The sequence below is a fragment of the Micromonospora sp. NPDC003776 genome (assembly GCF_053605645.1).
Genome location: NZ_JBSGJR010000002.1, coordinates 1 through 15,589 on the forward strand (window position 1 = coordinate 1; position 15,589 = coordinate 15,589).

At 71.0% G+C, this 15,589-nt stretch carries 18 protein-coding genes; 6 read left to right on the forward strand and 12 right to left on the reverse strand.

What is annotated here, in order from left to right; genetic code table 11:
- The first annotated feature begins 451 nt into the window (after window positions 1-451).
- A complete protein-coding gene (locus tag ACWEVO_RS00150) occupies window positions 452-631 on the forward strand; it encodes a hypothetical protein (protein ID WP_452305346.1) in 180 nt (59 codons plus the stop codon).
- Window positions 628-873 (forward strand): hypothetical protein, encoded by a 246-nt coding sequence (locus tag ACWEVO_RS00155; protein WP_452305347.1) that lies wholly within the window; start codon window positions 628-630, stop codon window positions 871-873. Before ACWEVO_RS00150 ends, ACWEVO_RS00155 begins: the two co-directional genes overlap by 4 nt.
- Window positions 874-1,385: 512 nt before the next feature.
- On the opposite strand, the gene ACWEVO_RS00160 is transcribed toward ACWEVO_RS00155, so the two are convergent.
- The 11 genes from ACWEVO_RS00160 to ACWEVO_RS00210 form a co-directional block, all read right to left on the reverse strand.
- The gene (locus ACWEVO_RS00160; protein WP_452305348.1) at window positions 1,386-2,414 is read right to left on the reverse strand and encodes an alcohol dehydrogenase catalytic domain-containing protein; all 1,029 of its coding nucleotides are present in this window, start codon (window positions 2,412-2,414) and stop codon (window positions 1,386-1,388) included.
- On the reverse strand, window positions 2,401-3,051 hold the full coding sequence (locus tag ACWEVO_RS00165; RefSeq protein ID WP_452305349.1) for a GntR family transcriptional regulator: 651 nt from the start codon (window positions 3,049-3,051) through the stop codon (window positions 2,401-2,403). The genes ACWEVO_RS00160 and ACWEVO_RS00165 overlap by 14 nt, the downstream gene beginning before the upstream one ends.
- Window positions 3,048-3,908 carry a 2-deoxy-5-keto-D-gluconate 6-phosphate aldolase domain-containing protein gene (locus ACWEVO_RS00170; protein WP_452305350.1) on the reverse strand — a complete coding sequence of 287 codons (861 nt, stop codon included), beginning with the start codon at window positions 3,906-3,908 and terminating at the stop codon, window positions 3,048-3,050. Before ACWEVO_RS00170 ends, ACWEVO_RS00165 begins: the two co-directional genes overlap by 4 nt.
- Window positions 3,905-4,894 carry an alcohol dehydrogenase catalytic domain-containing protein gene (locus ACWEVO_RS00175; protein ID WP_452305389.1) on the reverse strand — a complete coding sequence of 330 codons (990 nt, stop codon included), beginning with the start codon at window positions 4,892-4,894 and terminating at the stop codon, window positions 3,905-3,907. The genes ACWEVO_RS00170 and ACWEVO_RS00175 overlap by 4 nt, the downstream gene beginning before the upstream one ends.
- Window positions 4,895-4,899: 5 nt before the next feature.
- Window positions 4,900-5,715, reverse strand: coding sequence for a carbohydrate ABC transporter permease (locus ACWEVO_RS00180; RefSeq protein ID WP_452305351.1), 816 nt, complete (start codon window positions 5,713-5,715; stop codon window positions 4,900-4,902).
- Window positions 5,712-6,665, reverse strand: coding sequence for a carbohydrate ABC transporter permease (locus ACWEVO_RS00185; protein ID WP_452305352.1), 954 nt, complete (start codon window positions 6,663-6,665; stop codon window positions 5,712-5,714). The genes ACWEVO_RS00180 and ACWEVO_RS00185 overlap by 4 nt, the downstream gene beginning before the upstream one ends.
- 5 nt (window positions 6,666-6,670) lie before the next feature.
- Window positions 6,671-7,966 carry an ABC transporter substrate-binding protein gene (locus tag ACWEVO_RS00190; protein ID WP_452305353.1) on the reverse strand — a complete coding sequence of 432 codons (1,296 nt, stop codon included), beginning with the start codon at window positions 7,964-7,966 and terminating at the stop codon, window positions 6,671-6,673.
- Between the two features lie 13 nt (window positions 7,967-7,979).
- A complete protein-coding gene (locus ACWEVO_RS00195) occupies window positions 7,980-9,083 on the reverse strand; it encodes a 6-phosphofructokinase (RefSeq protein WP_452305354.1) in 1,104 nt (367 codons plus the stop codon).
- A gap of 2 nt (window positions 9,084-9,085) precedes the next feature.
- Window positions 9,086-10,537 carry an aldehyde dehydrogenase family protein gene (locus ACWEVO_RS00200; protein ID WP_452305355.1) on the reverse strand — a complete coding sequence of 484 codons (1,452 nt, stop codon included), beginning with the start codon at window positions 10,535-10,537 and terminating at the stop codon, window positions 9,086-9,088.
- On the reverse strand, window positions 10,534-11,700 hold the full coding sequence (locus ACWEVO_RS00205; RefSeq protein ID WP_452305356.1) for a mandelate racemase/muconate lactonizing enzyme family protein: 1,167 nt from the start codon (window positions 11,698-11,700) through the stop codon (window positions 10,534-10,536). The genes ACWEVO_RS00200 and ACWEVO_RS00205 overlap by 4 nt, the downstream gene beginning before the upstream one ends.
- Window positions 11,701-11,924: 224 nt before the next feature.
- Window positions 11,925-12,707, reverse strand: a complete 783-nt coding sequence (locus ACWEVO_RS00210) for a DeoR/GlpR family DNA-binding transcription regulator (RefSeq protein ID WP_452305357.1) — start codon at window positions 12,705-12,707, stop codon at window positions 11,925-11,927.
- Window positions 12,708-12,833: 126 nt separating this feature from the next.
- Between ACWEVO_RS00210 and ACWEVO_RS00215 the strand changes: the two genes are divergently transcribed.
- The 4 genes from ACWEVO_RS00215 to ACWEVO_RS00230 are packed head-to-tail and all read left to right on the forward strand — an operon-like array spanning window position 12,834 to window position 15,208.
- On the forward strand, window positions 12,834-13,700 hold the full coding sequence (locus ACWEVO_RS00215; RefSeq protein ID WP_452305358.1) for a hypothetical protein: 867 nt from the start codon (window positions 12,834-12,836) through the stop codon (window positions 13,698-13,700).
- A gap of 1 nt (window position 13,701) precedes the next feature.
- Window positions 13,702-14,427 carry a TSUP family transporter gene (locus tag ACWEVO_RS00220; protein WP_452305359.1) on the forward strand — a complete coding sequence of 242 codons (726 nt, stop codon included), beginning with the start codon at window positions 13,702-13,704 and terminating at the stop codon, window positions 14,425-14,427.
- Complete coding sequence (locus tag ACWEVO_RS00225) at window positions 14,421-14,831, forward strand: YidH family protein (RefSeq protein WP_452305360.1); 411 nt, start codon at window positions 14,421-14,423, stop codon at window positions 14,829-14,831. Before ACWEVO_RS00220 ends, ACWEVO_RS00225 begins: the two co-directional genes overlap by 7 nt.
- Entirely contained in the window at window positions 14,828-15,208 is a 381-nt protein-coding gene (locus tag ACWEVO_RS00230; RefSeq protein ID WP_452305361.1) for a DUF202 domain-containing protein, read from the forward strand. Before ACWEVO_RS00225 ends, ACWEVO_RS00230 begins: the two co-directional genes overlap by 4 nt.
- Before the next feature lie 153 nt (window positions 15,209-15,361).
- On the opposite strand, the gene ACWEVO_RS00235 is transcribed toward ACWEVO_RS00230, so the two are convergent.
- The gene (locus tag ACWEVO_RS00235) at window positions 15,362-15,529 is read right to left on the reverse strand and encodes a hypothetical protein (RefSeq protein ID WP_452305362.1); all 168 of its coding nucleotides are present in this window, start codon (window positions 15,527-15,529) and stop codon (window positions 15,362-15,364) included.
- Window positions 15,530-15,589: the final 60 nt, after the last annotated feature.

Below are 15,589 nucleotides of genomic sequence, written 5' to 3' on the forward strand. Positions count from 1 at the left end.
AGTCGTCGATCTTCACGTACAGTGCGGTGAGAAGGGTGTTGATGTCTGTCGTCACAAACGGATCATCAACACCCTTCGCTGCATCCGCAGCCCCGCCCTGAGTTAGGACTTACTCGTCTAGGGGTACGAACCATACCCATTCAGCTCTGCAACCGACCGTAGCTTCTTGCTCACGGGATGCGGCGGGCGGTGCGGGTGTTGCCTGGTCGTCGCGTCCCTCTCAGCTTCGAGGGCAACGGGCAGCCCTCGTGATCGACGAGGGAGGGTACGTGCGGCGCGTCTCGTATGACGAATACCTCTCGGCCGTCGCGCTGACTCTCGCCCGCAGGCATCGGCCGGTGTGGTCGTGGCGGCTCTGGCGGCGCATCTGCCGCTGTGGAGCAGACCTGCCATGCCGTGCCCGGCACCGGATTCCGATCAATCGTGGCCACTGGCCGCAGGAGGGTGAGCAGTGAGTAGCGGGCAGGAGCAGGCGATCCTCGCGGTGCACGTCCGAGGGATCGACGGCATGTGCGTCGGCTGCCGGGTGTGGTGGTCGCGGCTGGCGCCGTATCCGTGCTGGCAGGTGGATTGGGCGACCAGCCGGCAGGCTCGGACGATCACTACGCGGTTCCTGGAGGGTGTGCGGTGACCACCCATGGCCCGGTCATGCCGATCTGGAGCTGCGGAGGCTGCGACCTGCCCTGGCCCTGCCCGACGCGGAAGCGGGAGCTGCGGGCCGAGTACGCCGACGCCCCGGTGTCGCTGGCCCTCTACCTCGGTTCCTACCTCGTCCAAGCCACCGAGGACATGCCCTGGACACCGGCCGGCGTGCTGCATCGCCGCTTCCTCGGCTGGACCAGGGCGGCCGACCAGCCCATGCCAGCAGTGTGAGGTCGACCGTCGTGGCCCCGCCGGACGTGGACCGCGTCACGGTCGCGGTCAGCGGCGCCCCCCATCGCGGTCACCCTTGATGAGTCGAACGCCGGCACCGCTTCGGTACCGCATAACCAGCCGGCCACCCTCACCGCTTACTCCAAGAACGGCAACATTCTGGGAAGCACTCCGGTGCCCCCGGTCGAGGCCGACATGTCAGGCTTGCCAGGGGACAGCCCGGCCACCCGGGTGCACCCTTGACCGGCCGACAGCGTGGCCGAGCCGTCTTGACGGTTCGGCCACGCCGCCTGCCCGTCGGCAATCTCGCCGGGTTCGGAGCCGAGACCGGAGAGCAGGTTAGGGACAACCGCTGCGCTCAACCGCGTCAAACAACACCGGTCCCCGACAGGGCTGTGTTCATCGGTTACCGCCCTGCGATCTAAGGCACTCGCCAAGCTGCTGGTCTTACCGGAAGTCCTCGCCCAGGCTGACCTCCAGCGATGACCAGCCCGCGTACCGGCACTGATGTGTCAGCCTTGTGCGGCGGCGATGCCGTGCGGGGCGATGAACACCTTGTCGGCAGTACCGGTCCGTTGCGATTCAAGGGCCTCGGGCAGTTGGTCCAGGCGGTAGAAGGCCGGGCGCAGCCGGTCCAGGCCGAGGGTCGGCAGCATCTGCACGGCCCGGTGGTGGGTGTACGGGTTGATCACCGCACCGACCAGGGTCAGCTCTCGCGCGAAGATCTCGTTGGGGCGTACCCGGGCCTCGTCGTCGGGTCGGGCGACCCCGAAGACGAGGATGCGACCGCCGCGTGACGAGACGGTGATCGCGGTTTCCAGGATCCGGCCGGAGCCGACCGCGTCGATCACGTGTGGGAAGCCGAGTCCGCCGGTCAGCGAGGTGGCTTCGTCCAGCGACGCCGGGTCGAGGGCGGCGTCCGCGCCCATCCGCAGGGCGGCGTCGCGGCGGTCGGCGCGCGGGTCGAGTACCACGATGGGCGCGAGCCCGCGGGCCTTGGCGAGGGCGACCATGATCGCTCCGGCGGGTCCGGCGCCGAAGATGAGGATGGGCAGCCCGGAGCGCGGGTTCAGTTGGTCCATGCCGTGCAGGCAGCAGGCGAGCGGCTCGGTGAGCGCGCCGATCCACGGCGGCGTCGCCTGGGGGAGCCGGTACGCGATCCGCGCCGGCGCCACCATTCGCTCGGTCATGCCTCCGTCGAGTTTGACGCCGTATCCGCGCTTGCTGTCGCAGAGGTGTTCCTGCCCGAGCCGGCAGTACGTGCACCGGGTGCAGTAGTCGTGCGGTTCGACGGTGACCAGGTCGCCGACGGAGAGCTCGTCGACGGCCGTACCGACTTCGGTGATCCGCCCGCACACCTCGTGGCCGAGCACGACCTGCGGGGCGGCGGCGAAGCTGCCGGCGACGATGTGGCTGTCGGTGCCGCAGACGCCCACCGCGAGGGGCGCGATCGCCACCTCCGCCGGGCCGAGCGGTGCGGGCGCGGACTTGAGCAGCCGTACGTCGCCGGTGCCGAAGAAGCGGGCCTCAGTCAGCAGCACGGAGTAACTCCCTGAGTCGGCGGATGTGCGCGCGGGCGGCTTCCTCGGCGGCTTCTGCGTCGCCGGAGCCGATGGCCTCGAAGATGGCCTGGTGGTCGTGAACGGCCTGGACCATGCCACCGGTCAGGCTGGTCGAGCGCATCGCCACCAGGACCCGGCTCTGGACGCCGTCGAGCATCCGGGCCAGCACGGGGCTCTGTGCCGCTTGCCTGATCTCGCGGTGGAACGCCGCGTCCAGTTCGATGTGGCGGGCGAAGTCACCCTCTTCGGCGACCACGCGGTGTTCGGTGAGCAGCGCGAGCAGGCTTCGCCGTAGCGCGCCGTCGTACTTCTCCGTGGCCAGCCGCGCCACGGCTCCTTCCAGGACCTCGCGCGCCTCGTAGAGGCTGACGAGTTCGGCGCGGGAGATGCGTGCGACCTCCGCGCCGCGGTTCATCGTCTCGGCGGCTAGGTTTTCCTGGACGAGGCGGATGACCGCGTCTCGGACGGGGCTGCGGCTGACGCGGAACTCCTCGGCGAGGGCCGGGACGCTCAGCCGCGTGCCGGGCCGTAGCTCACCGGAGATGATCCGGTCGCGCAGGGTCTTGTAGAGCACTTCACCGACGCGCTGCGGGTCGGTCTGGAGAGAGCTGGTCACTGGAGGAACGTCCCTGCGAAGTGGCGGTAGTTGGCAGCGACCGCCGCGGTCGCCTCGGGCCGTGTCAGTTCGCCGGCCAGGAGTCCGCGCAGCGAGTCCCACCAGATGCTACGGCCGATGGCGAAGCCGGTGAACCCGTTGGCGGCGGCGTCGGTCAGCCATCCGTCGAGTGTGGCGGTCGGTGCGTTCGCGCCCAGCAGGATGCATTCGCCGCTGGCCTGGGCGGCGAGGTCGGCGGCGGTTCGGTAGTGCTCCGGGGCGCCGAGGTGTTCCAGCTTCCAGACGTCGACGGGCACCTCTTCGAGGATTTCGGTCATCGCCCGGTGGATGAGTGCGGGCCGTACCTCGGTGTCGAACACCTCGCTGGGGATGTCCCGCTGCTGCGGTGTGGGAGGCACGAGCAGTTCGAAGAGGAACCGGCCGCCGGAGTCCCGGACGGCCTGGGAGACCTTGGCCAGCCGGGACCGCTGCTCGCGGTTGTCCGTCGCCGACCCTTCGACGTTGTAGCGGACCAGCACCTTGGGCAGTTCGGGGCGGAAGTGGGCGAGGAAGCCCGGCAGGTCGGCGGGTTCGGTCTCGTACACGTCGCAGCCGCCGCGTTCGACCGGCATGCTCAGCGTGACGTGCTGGGCTCGGCCCCGCTCGGGAACGCCCGCCCCGAGCTGCTCGTCGACGAGGATGCCGGCGTGCGCGGCCAGGCGCGGCTCGGCGTCGAGGGCGGCGAGCAGTCCTTCCAGGACCATGTGCTTGCCGTCGGTGATCGCGGCGCGTTCGGCGGGCAGGGCGGTGGCGGTGTGGCCGTAGAGGGCCTGGGTGAGCCAGGGTCGCTGGTCGACGGCGAGGATCAACAGGCTCATCGGGGTGCCTCCGACACGAGGTGGGCGTCCGCGGACACGATGCACGGCTTGACGTAGTCGCCGGCTACGAAGCGGGCGAACGCCTCGGGCAGCTCCGGCAGGGTGAGGGGTTTGACGATGAGGTCGCGCAGCGAGGCGCCCATGACCCGCAGCAGGTCCCAGTTCGCCTCGACCTCGTTGACGGGGAAGTAGAAGGACCGGACGGTGTAGCAGTCGGTCCGCCGCCAGCGCGGCGTCGCGGGCATCGTGTACGGCTCGTTCGACTCGCCGAGCGCGACGATCGTGCCGCCGGGCCGGACCACCCGCTGTGCTGTCTCCCGGGCCGCGTTCGCGCCGCTGACCTCGACGACCATGTCGTACTGGTTCTCGGCGGACAGGTCGCCGGCGGGCGTGGCGCCCAGTGCCGCCGCGGCCGCGAGGCGGGTGGGGTTGGGGTCGTAGGCGTCCACGGCGATTCCCATGGCCTGGGCGACGGCGACGACACCGAGGCCGAGCGGCCCGGCGCCGACGACCAGCGCCCGGTCCACCGAGTCCTGCGTTCGCTGCGCCAGCCGCAGGGCGTGGGCGGCGGTGCCGACCGTGTCGAGTCCGAGGACCGCCACCGACAGCGGGATGTCGTCCGGCACGGGCAGGACGCACCGGGCGGGGACGTCCACGTGCTCGGCGAAGCCGCCGTCGCGCTGCCAGCCGATCAGCTGCGACAGGTTCAGGCACTGGTTGGTGCGCCCGGCGGCGCAGCGTAGGCAGGTGCCGCAGAAGACGGGGATGTAGACGATGCCGCGGGTGCCTTCGGGCAGCGCCCCGCCGACGACCGTGCCGCCGATCTCGTGGCCCGGGACGACGGGCGCGCCGCTGTGCAGCAGCCGCTTGTCCGATCCGCAGAGCGCGCAGACGTCGACCCGCAGCCGCACGTCGCCCTCGGCGATGTCGCCGAGGGCGACCTTGTCGAATGTGATTTCGCCGTTGCCCTGGAAGCGGGCCCGCATGGATGTCACTTGACGGCTCCTCCGGTGATGCCGCGGACCAGCCAGCGCTGCGCGAAGACCGTCAGCAGCAGGGCGGGTGCGGAGATTAGGGTGCTCGCGGCCATCAGGCCGCCGAAGTCGTTGGATCCCTGGCCGATGAAGTTGAACGCGATGACGGTCAGCGGCAGGGTCCGCTCGTTGGCCAGGGCGAGTGCGAACAGGAAGTAGTTCCAGCTGAAGATGAAGCTGAGTGTCAGCGCGACGGACAGCCCGGGCAGGGCCAGCGGCAGCGCGATCTGGCGGAACCGCTGCCAGGCGTTCGCGCCGTCGATCAGCGTGGACTCCTCGATGCTGATCGGGATCTCCTCGAAGAACGGCACCAGCAGCCAGATGCACAGCGGCAGCGTGATGATCAGGTGCGCGGCGATCAGCAGCGCGTAGTTGAGCGCGAGGCTGTCCGGGCCGCCGATGCGGGTGGACAGCACGAACAGCGGCAGCACGAACAGCACGCCGGGGGCCATGCGGGCCAGCAGCGTGACGAAGCCCAGCGCGGCGATCTTGCGGCGCACGATCACGTACGCGGCCGGCGCGCCGAGGACGAGCCCGAGGATGGTGGACCCGCCGGCCACGATGAAGCTGTTGGCGATGTAGCGGCCGAACTCGAAGCGCTCGAACAGGTTGGTGAAGTTCTCCAGCGTCAGCGGCGACCCGACGTTGAACAGCGAGCCGGTGATGTCGACGTTGTTGCGCAGCGACGACCAGAGCATGAACAGCACCGGGCCGAAGAAGATGACGGCGAAGACGAGGTATGCGGCGTACACGCCGCCGACGCGCTTGTTCATCGCGCGGCCCGCTGCCGGAACCAGGTGAACCCGCCCGCGATCACGATCACCAGGACGAGCAGGGCGATCTGTAGGGCGGCGGCGTAGCTCGGCTCGTGGTCGACGAAGCCGGCGTTGTAGCCGTACACGTTGAGGGTGTTCGTGGAGTTCACCGGACCCCCCTGGGTCATGATGTAGATCGTGTCGAAGAAGCGCACCAGGTCGACGGTGCGCAGCAGCATCGCCACGGTGAGCACGGGGCGCAGGAGCGGCAGGCCGATGTTCCAGGCCGTGCGCCAGCCGCTCGCGCCGTCGATCGCGGCGGCTTCGAACGGCTCCTCGGGCAGCGCCCGGATCCCGGCGGAGATGATCAGCGCCATGAACGGCGTCCACTGCCAGATGTCGACCAGGGCGATGGACCAGGGGGCGATGTCCGGGTCGCCGAGCCACACCACCGGGTCGATGCCCACCTTGGCGAGGATCTGGTTGGCCGCGCCGAGCGACGGGTCCATGATCAGCAGCCAGACCAGGCCGACCGCGACGGACGCGGTGATCGCCGGGACCAGCATCATGCCCTGGAAGATCCGCCGGCCCGGCACGTCGAGGCTCATCACGTAGCCCAGGGCCAGCCCGAGGACGGTCTCCACCAGCAGGCAGACCACGAAGAGGAACAGCGTGATCTTCAGCGAGTTCCAGAACTGCGGGTTGCCGAACATCTCGGCGTAGTTGGCGAACCCGAGGAAGCCGGAGTTCGTCCCGTCGGCGTGCCGGTCGCTGACGGACAGCCAGACCGTGTACGCGATCGGCACCAGCACGAGCACGGCCGTGACCAGCACGGCCGGCAGCGCGAACGGCAGCACGCCCCGGGCGGTCGGGTCGACCCGGCGGCGGCGCGGGGGCGGCGCCCCCGCCCCCGGCCCCGCACTGGCGGAGCCGGAGGCGGCGGGCGACTTCGTGATCAGGGCGCTCATGGCAGTTAGCTCGCGTTCTTCGCCAGCAGCGGGGTCAGGCCGTCCTGGATCTGCTTGGCCGCGGCGTTGGCGTCGGCCTGGCCGAGGATCACCTTGCCGACCGCGTCGCCGACGACCTTGCGCATCTCAGGGGCGGCGACACCGACCGGGCCGACCTCGGTGGAGCCGTTCTCCTGCACGTTGGCCAGCGCCTTGCTCCACTGCTTCAGCGTGTCGGTGTTCAGCGTGTCGGTGTACGCCTTGTCCTGGGCGACGGAGGTCCGCGGCGGCGCGATGCCACCCTCGGTCAGCTTGAGCTGGGTCGCCTTGCCGGTCGCCCACTCGATGAACTTCCAGGCCGCGTCCTTGTGCTTGGAGTACGAGGACATCGCGATGCCCCAGTTCAGGACGGTCGACTTCGAGCCCGCCGAGCCGGCCGGGAAGTCCAGCACCCCGATCTTGCCGACCACCTTGGAGGTCTTCGGGTCGTTGATGCTGCTGACCTCGTTGCTGGACTCCAGCTCCATCGCCGCGTTGCCGGCCGCGAACAGCGCCGAGGACTGGGTGTAGGTGTTGTTGACCACGCCGGGCGGGCCGTACTCCTTGGCGAGGGTCGCGTACCGGTTGATCGCGTCAGCGGCGCCCGGGCTGTCGAAGTTGGGGGTGCCGTCGGGCTTGGTCCACTCCACGCCCTGCGAGTGCAGGAACGGGCCGAAGGTGAACGGCAGCGCGGCGGACTGGCCGCGCAGCGCGATCGGGGTGACCTTGCCAGCGGACTTCTGCTTGATCGCCGCTGCGACCGTGGGCAGCTCGTCGAGGGTCTTCGGCGGCGTGATGCCGTACTGCTTGAACAGGTCCGTGCGGTAGTAGAGGACGACACCCTCGACGTTCACCGGCGCGGCGATCATCTTGTCCTGGATCGTCATGCCGGTCTTGACCGCGGCCGGGAAATCGGCGGCGTCGTAGCTGGCGGACTTGCTCATGTAGTCGTCGAGCGGAGCGTAGTAGCCGGCCTTGGCGAACTGCAGGCCCTCCCGCGACGGCAGCGTCATGAACACATCCATGGAGGAGCTGTGTGACTGCAGGTTCAGCGAGATCTTGTCGCGCGCCTGCTGCTCGGCGAAGGTCTGCACCTTCACCTTCACACCGGAGGTCTTCTCGAACTCCGGGATCAGCGGCTCGATGGCCTTCTGCCATGGGTGGTTGGACATGACGATCGAGATCTCGTTGGCGCTGCCGCCGGAGTCGCCGCCGCCGCAGCCGGCGGCCAGCCCGCCGACGAGGGCCAGGGCGAACCCGGCGCTCAAGAACTTGTTCCGCATCTCGTTATGCCTTTCAGTTCTGACCGAGGAGTGGGGTAAGCCAGTCGTAGAAGTCGCCGAGGTCGGCGGGGTTGGTACTGCGCCACCGCGGCGGCACGGGCCGGGTCCGGCCGGCCACCTCCGCGAGCGGCACCGGGTCGTACACGGTCTCGCCGGCGCTGCGCTGCAGGCCGACCATCAGTCCGGTGGCGCGGTCGGCCAGCAGCTTCGCCGCCTGCCGCCCGGCCTCTGCCGCCTCCGCCCGGTCGACGTCGCTGGCGAGCGCGCCGCTGCTGCGCTGCACCATGCCGAGGACCTCACCGCGGGCGGCGACGCCCAGTTCGGTGCTCACCAGCCCCGCGAGGGTCCGGGAGACGCCGCCGAGGATGATCCGGGTGTGGTTGACCGCCTCGAACGGGTCGTCGGTCAGCTCACTGGCGGCGCCTTCGCTGACGACCACGAACGCCCGACCGTGGGTGCGCAGGGCGTCCTGCACGGCGGTGAGGAACGCCGCCCGGTCGAAGGTGAGCTCCGGGATCAGGACCAGGTGCGGCGCGTACGCCGGATCGTCGCGGTGCCAGGTCGCGGCGAGGGCCAGCCAGCCCACCGAGCGGCCGAGGGTTTCCACGATGCGGACCGGTTCGATGCCGCGCATCGCCTCGTGGTCGCGGGCCAGGTCCGGCACGACCGTGGTCAGGTAGCGGGCGGCGGACCCGTAGCCGGGGCAGTGGTCGATGCCGACCAGGTCGTTGTCCACGGTCTTCGGGATGCCGACGACGTTCAGTTCGCGTCCGGTCGCGGCGGCCCGCCCGGCGAGGGCGTGCAGCAGTGCCATCGTCCCGTTGCCGCCGATCAGCGCCACGCCGTCGACGTCGTTGGCGGCCAGCGCGTCCAGCGCGGTGTCCAGGTCCGCTTCGGTGACCGCCCGCCGCCCGGCGCCGAGCCAGGATCCGCCGTGGCGGGTGGCGGCGGCCGGCACGTCCGCGGCGGTGACCGGGGTGAGCCGGCCCTCGACGAGGCCGTCCGGGCCGCCCCGCAGCGCGAGCACGTCGTGGTCCGCCGCCGCCTCAAGGAAGCCGTGGAGGCTGGCGTTGACGACGCTGGTGGGCGCGCCGGTCTGTCCGATGACCAGTCGCATGGTCACACCTGCGCCTTGGAGGCGACGGACAGGAAGGTCTGGAAGGCTTCCAGGCCGGGCCGGCCGCCCTCGTACCCCAGGCCCGAGTCCTGCACGCCGCCGAACGGGATCCACGGCGTGTTCGGGGTGCCGGTGTTGATGCCGACGATCCCGGCGCAGAGCCGGTCGGCGACGGCGTGGGCGCGGTCGAGGTCCGCGCTGCAGACGTAGCCGGCCAGGCCGTACCCGGTGGCGTGGTGCAGGGCCAGCGCGTCGTCGAGGTCGTCGTAGACGTGGATCGGCGCGATGGGGCCGAAGATCTCGTCGGTCATCACCCGGCTGTCGACGGGCGCGTCCAGCAGCACGGTCGCCGGCGCGAAGTGGCCGCTGTCGGGGACGGCGCCGCTGGTGATCTTCTTCGCGCCCTTGCTCACCGCCTCCTCGACGAGTGCGGCCATCCGGGCCGGGTCGGCGGCCGGGGCCAGGGGGCCGAGGTCGGTGGCTGGATCGGTGGGCGGGCCGACGACCATCTTCTCGGTCGCCGCGATGAACGCCTCGGTGAATTCGGCGGCGACCTCGCGGGCCACGAGGATCTGGTTCGCCGCGATGCAGGACTGGCCGTTGTTGCGGTACTTGGCCACCAGCAGCGTCTGCGCAGCCGCCTGCGGATCGGCATCGGGCAGCACGATAAACGGTGCGCAGCCGCCGAGTTCCATCACCGTGCGCACGAAGCGTGGCGCTGTGGCCGCGGCGACCAGCCGCCCGACCCGGGTCGACCCGGTGAAGGACACGACGCCGACGCTGCGGTCAGCAAGCCACGGGTCGACGACGTCGGCGGGGGTGCCGAGCACCGTCGACAGGACCCCTTCGGGGACGTGCCGTTCGACGACCGCGGCGAGCACCATCGATGACAGCGGCGTCAGTTCGGAGGGCTTGAACAGCACCGGGCAGCCGGCTGCCAGCGCCGGCGCGATCTTGCGAGCCGGGATGGAGACCGGGAAGTTCCAGGGGGTCAGGACCGCGGCGACACCGGCGGGCCGGGTGGTCACCCGGTGGCTGATGCCGGGTACGACGGACAGCCGCTCGGCCTCCTGCCGGTCCAGCAGGTCCGCGATGATGCGGAAGTAGGCGACGGTCAGCCCCAGTTCGGCCACCGATTCGGCGAGCCGCTTGCCGCTCTCCCTGGTGATCAGGGCGGGCCACTCGGGCTGCGCGGCGAGCGCCTCGACGTCTGCGGCGATGGCCCGCAGGGCCGCCGACCGCGCGGCGGGCGACGTGCCGGCCCAGACGGGCAGGGCCTGCCGGGCGAGACCGAGCGCCGCCGCCGCGTCCGCGCCGTTGCCCGTGCTGACCTCGGTGAACGGCGTGCCGGTGGCCGGGTCGAGCACCGCGAGCCGCGGTCCGCCCGCCACCCGGCCGTGCACGCGTACGGCGGTGGCGGCCGAGCGGATGTCGTTGACGATGGGGTCGGTCACGGTAGCTGCTCCTCGTACGCGTCGAGCTGGTGCTGGTCGAGTTCGATGCCGAATCCGGGCCCGTCCGGCACGCGGACCGTGCCGTGGGCGGTGAGCAGGCCGTCGGCGGCCTGCCGCAGCGGGTTGGAGCGGATGTCCCACTCGATGAGCCGGGTCGCTGGTGAGATGGCGCCGGCCTGGACGGTGGCGGCGGTGGCGACGGCACCGTTGTAGAGGTGCGGGTTGACGGTGCGTCCGGCTGCCGTCGCGGCCGCCAGCACCTGCAGGTATTCGGTGACGCCGCCGACCTTGCTGAGGTCCGGTTGCAGGATCTCCACCGCGTCCAGGTACGGCGTGAACGCCGCGGCGCCGTAGAGGTTCTCCCCGGTCGCCAGCGGCATCCGGGTGCGCCGGCTCAGCTCGGCCAGTTCGGCGGGGCGGTCGCCGGCGAGTGGCTCCTCAACCCACGCGACGCCGAGGTCGGCCAGCGCCGGGATCATCTCCAGCGCATCGGCCAGCCGCCACGCCTGGTTGGCGTCGGCGAAGATCTGCACCTGGTCGCCGAGGATCCGCCGGGCGGTCCCGACGTTGCTCAGGTCGGTGTCCGCGCCGAACCCGACCTTGACCTTGACGGCGGTGAGCCCGAGCGCGGCGCAGCGGTGGGCGACCTCGGCGACGCCGGTGGGTCCGAGGCTGGAGCCGTAGACCGGCAGTTCCGTGCGGGGGTTCGCGCTGAGCAGTCGCGCCAGGCTGGTGCCGGCGTGGCGGGCGGCGAGGTCCCACAGCGCCATGTCGACGCCGCTGATCGCCTGGTGAACCGGGCCGGGGGCGCCCCACTGGCGGCCCAGCGGCGACAGCTGTGCGACCAGCGCACGCTGGGCCGTGGCCGGGTCCGGAAAGCGGCGACCCTTGATGAGCGGCGCGACGCCGTCGTGGATGGTGGCGACCCGCTCGCGCCACGCCCAGGCCGGGTAGTTCGCCCAGCTCTCGCCGACGCCGACCGAACCGTCGGCCAGTTCGACCTCGATCAGGACCATCACGCGGTGGGTCAGCGGCGCGAAGGACATGGCGATCGCCTCGGTGGGGCGCGCCCGGAAGATCCGGCACCGCACGTCCACCACGTCGGCGTCCGGCAGCACGGCCACGCCGGTCTCCGTGGCTGAGGGGGCGGCCTTGAGGTCCATGTGCCTTCTCTCACGTCGACGAGATCTGCATGCAGTGTTGAACGCATGTCACCGAGACGTCAAGAGCACGAAACAAAGAAAAGGCAGCGAGTTTGCAGCCGGCAAAACGCACTTATGCCCCAGCGGGGGCGCGACGGCGCAGACCTATGCCGCGTCCGGGGGCCGCACCGGGAGAATTCGCCACGACTGGGGACGGTCTACACCGGCTCCGGCGCTTCGGACGGCTAGGTGGTCAGGACGCGGGTGCCCGTGCGGCGCGCGGCCGCGGCCACGGCGGCGGGCAGCGGACCGTCCACGAGCAGGGTGTCGATGCGGTCGAACCCGCACACCTGAACGGGCGCCGTGGCCGTCAGCTTGCTCGCATCGGCGAGCAGCACAACCTCGTCGGCGATGTCCATGAGGGCGTGCTTGGCGCTCAGCTCGACCTCCGAGCGCACGTACGCACCCCGCTCATCGACGGCGCTGGCACCGAGGAACAGCAGGCGCACCCGCATGCGCCGGACGAGATCCAGCGCGGCGAAGCCCACCATCGCCTGGTTGTCGTGCAGCAGCTCGCCGCCGATCCCGATGACCCTTGACCTGGGCCGGGACAGCATGTGGGCCAGCACGGGAACCGAGTGGGTGATCACGCAGCCGTCGAAGTCCTCAGGCAGCGCGTGGGCCACCTCGGCGGCGGTCGTGCCGCTGTCGATGCCGATCGTGTCCCCGCCCTGGACCAGGCGGACCGCCGCGGCGCCGATCGCCCGCTTGGCGCCGGCGTGGCTCAGGGCGCGGGAGGCGTACCCGGGGGCCGCGACGCCGCCCGGCGGGAGGCTGACGCCGCCGTGGACCAGCTGGACCTCACCGTTGTCGGCCAGTCGCCGCAGGTCGCGGCGGACCGTCATCTGCGAGACGCCGAGTTGGGCGCTGATGTCGGCGACGGAGAGGAAGCCGGCCCGGCGCAGCGCGGCCATGATGTGCGTGCGCCGCTGCGGGGCGCCGTCGTAGCGCATGGCTTCCACTGACACGTCCGTAGTCTAGCCTCTGTTCTTTCCCCACCATCGGATGTTAGTTTTCGAACATCCTTTGATTCTTGGCGCCTCGGCGTCGCCCACCTCGGCGGCGGACCGGACGCTCCCGCGCTGGAGGAAACAGTGACCGTCAACCCCTCGATCCTCGCCCGCCCCTCAGGCGGCTACGCCATGCTCGCCGTCGACCAGCGCGAGGCCCTGCGCGCCATGTTCGCCGCACGCCAGCCCCAGCCGGTGACCGACGCGCAGCTGACCGCCTTCAAGGTCGACGCCGCACGGGCGCTCAGCCCGTACGCCTCGGCGATCCTCATCGACAAGCAGTTCGGCTGGGACGCCGTCATCGCCGACAACGCCGTCGACCCCTCCTGCGCGCTGATCGCAGCGGCCGACGCGTTCACCCCCAGCGCCACCGAGTTCGTCGCAGACGTGACCATCGACCCCGAGGTCGACCCCGAGACCGTGAAGAAGGAAGGCGCGAAGGCCCTCAAGCTGCTCGTGCTCTACCGGCCCGACGAGGCGCCCGACCCGCGAATCGCCATGGTCACCGACTTCGTCACCCGCTGCCGCGACGCCGGCCTCGTCAGCATCATCGAACCGGTCTCCCGCGGCCCCCGCGACGGCAGCGCCTACGACCACGAAGCGGGCATCCACGCCGCCGCCCGCGAACTCGGCGACCTCGGCGCCGACCTCTACAAGTCCGAGGTACCGACCCACGGCAAGGGCACCCCCGACGAGATCACCGCAGGATGCGAGGCGCTGACCTCAGCCATCAACAGCCCGTGGGTCGTACTGTCCTCCGGCGTACCGGCAGAACTGTTCCCCGACGCCGTGCGACTCGCCTGCCGGGCCGGAGCCTCCGGCTTCCTCGCCGGCCGCGCCGTCTGGGCGTCGGTCGTCGGCAGCCCCACCATGGCCGACGACCTGCGCAACATCTCGGTCGACCGGCTGCGACGCCTCGCCGACGTGGTCGACGACGCCGTGTCCGACTGACATGGTGCCCATCGGCGACGTGCTCGCCGTCGGCGCGGTCGCCCTCGGCGCCACCATGCAGAGAGCAACCGGCCTGGGCTTCGCCCTCGTGGCCGCCCCGTTCCTGGTCGTCATCCTCGGCCCTTTCTCGGGCGTCACCCTGGCCAACCTGCTCTCCGCCACGATCAACCTGATCGTGCTGTGCGTGACCGCCCGGACGCTGCGCCGCCGCGTCGCCCTCCAGATGATCACCGGGGTGATCCTGGCCCTGCCCCTGGGCGTCTGGGTGGTCCGCGAACTGCCCGGTCCGGTCCTGCTCGTCGGCATCGGCCTGATCACCGCGGGATCAGTAAGCTGGGTGGCGGCCGGCCAGAGCATGCCCTTCCTCAGACAGCGGGGCGGGGCGGTGGCATCGGGCTTCGCGTCCGGCTTCTTCAACACCACCGCCGGAACGGGCGGACCCCCGCTCGCGGTCTACGCCGCGAGCACCGACTGGGAGCACCGAAGCTTCGTCCCCACCGTGCAGCTCGTCGGCCTGGTCACGAACGTGCTGTCGCTGGCGGCAAAGGGCCCGCCGGTCCTGTCGTCTAGGCTGCTGCTGGCCTGCGGGGCGGCAATGCTCGCCGGAATCGGCGGCGGGCACTGGCTCGCCCGGTGGCTGCCGGAGACCGCCACCCGCCGTTGGGTGCTGGCGCTCGCCCTCACCGGAAGCGTCATCGCGATCGTCAAGGGGCTCTCAGCATGGTGAAACCTGACTCCACCGCCCCGCCCGCCGACAGCCAGGCATCTGAGGGCGCCTCGACCCGGTGGCCTCGCCGCGTCTTCAGCCAGGGCAGCGACCCCGATCCACGATTCAGCCTCGCCAACGAACGCACGTTCCTGGCGTGGATCCGCACCTCCCTGGCGCTGTTCGCCGCAGGCGTGGCGTTGGAGGCGGTGAACCTGCCGATCGTGCCCGGGCTGCGCCGAGCGTCGGCGATCGTGCTGATCCTGCTGGGCGCCGCCGCCCCCGCCCAGGCCTGGTTCGGCTGGGTCCGCACCGAACTGGCCCTGAGACGGGGGAGAGGCCTCCCACCGCCGCTGATGGCCGTACCGGTCGGTGCGGGCCTCCTGCTCGTCGGCGTCCTAGTCCTGCTGGGGCTCATCCTGTGACCGACCCTGGCCACTCGCTGCCCTCACGACCCGTCCCGCGGCCGGCCGCGCCAGCTGATCAGGGGCTGCAGATTGAACGGACAGTGCTGGCGTGGCGCCGCACCGCAACCGCATTTGTCGTCGCGACGGCCGTGGCCGGCCGGTTCCTCCTGCCGCACCGCGGCGGCTGGGCCTTCCTGGCCGCCATCGGCGGCGCGGCGGCAGTGATCATCGTCGCCGCAGCGGCGCTGCGACGCCGTCTCCCGCCCTCTGCCGCCCCGGCCGTGCTGAGCGCGGCCCGCGCGCCCGGCCGCTGGTTGGCGGCCGTCGCCCTCGCCACCGCCGCCGGCGGTCTCAGCGTGGCACTCGCTGTACTGCACACCTCACGAAACTGGTGAGGGGCTCGGCCGAGACGCTGCTCGACGAGGTTATTGTGTTGAGCCTGCCCGACGGCAGGAGCGGCAGCCCGGTACCTTCCCGCGGTGTTCGCTCAGATTCGTAAATGTGTTCGGCATGCGATCCAGACCTGCGAGGACCCAGGATTGGAAACACTACTGATTCTCGTTGGTTTGCTGGCCCTTGGCGTGGTTCTGGCCCGCGGCGGCGGTGCCGGCGCCGGCGAGGCCGATCATCTTCGGCGAGATGATCTCGAGCCCCCCGCCGAGGAAGGCCGGCCCGGGTATCGACGGCGTCAAGAAGGTGGCGATGGAACGCGGCATCGCGCCCCTTGATCCAGCTGCGCCGACGCTGCCGGCATCTGGCGCGCGGCGCCCGAGGAC

What these genes read in the sequence shown, in the direction of transcription:
- ACWEVO_RS00205 (WP_452305356.1), bottom strand. Translation starts at nt 11,700, where the DNA reads ATGGACCTCAAGGCCGCCCCCTCAGCCACGGAGACCGGCGTGGCCGTG.
- ACWEVO_RS00190 (WP_452305353.1), bottom strand. Translation starts at nt 7,966, where the DNA reads ATGCGGAACAAGTTCTTGAGCGCCGGGTTCGCCCTGGCCCTCGTCGGC.
- ACWEVO_RS00175 (WP_452305389.1), bottom strand. Translation starts at nt 4,894, where the DNA reads ATGCGGGCCCGCTTCCAGGGCAACGGCGAAATCACATTCGACAAGGTC.
- ACWEVO_RS00170 (WP_452305350.1), bottom strand. Translation starts at nt 3,908, where the DNA reads ATGAGCCTGTTGATCCTCGCCGTCGACCAGCGACCCTGGCTCACCCAG.
- ACWEVO_RS00180 (WP_452305351.1), bottom strand. Translation starts at nt 5,715, where the DNA reads ATGAACAAGCGCGTCGGCGGCGTGTACGCCGCATACCTCGTCTTCGCC.
- ACWEVO_RS00195 (WP_452305354.1), bottom strand. Translation starts at nt 9,083, where the DNA reads ATGCGACTGGTCATCGGACAGACCGGCGCGCCCACCAGCGTCGTCAAC.
- ACWEVO_RS00225 (WP_452305360.1), top strand. Translation starts at nt 14,421, where the DNA reads ATGGTGAAACCTGACTCCACCGCCCCGCCCGCCGACAGCCAGGCATCT.
- ACWEVO_RS00185 (WP_452305352.1), bottom strand. Translation starts at nt 6,665, where the DNA reads ATGAGCGCCCTGATCACGAAGTCGCCCGCCGCCTCCGGCTCCGCCAGT.
- ACWEVO_RS00220 (WP_452305359.1), top strand. Translation starts at nt 13,702, where the DNA reads ATGGTGCCCATCGGCGACGTGCTCGCCGTCGGCGCGGTCGCCCTCGGC.
- ACWEVO_RS00235 (WP_452305362.1), bottom strand. Translation starts at nt 15,529, where the DNA reads ATGCCGCGTTCCATCGCCACCTTCTTGACGCCGTCGATACCCGGGCCG.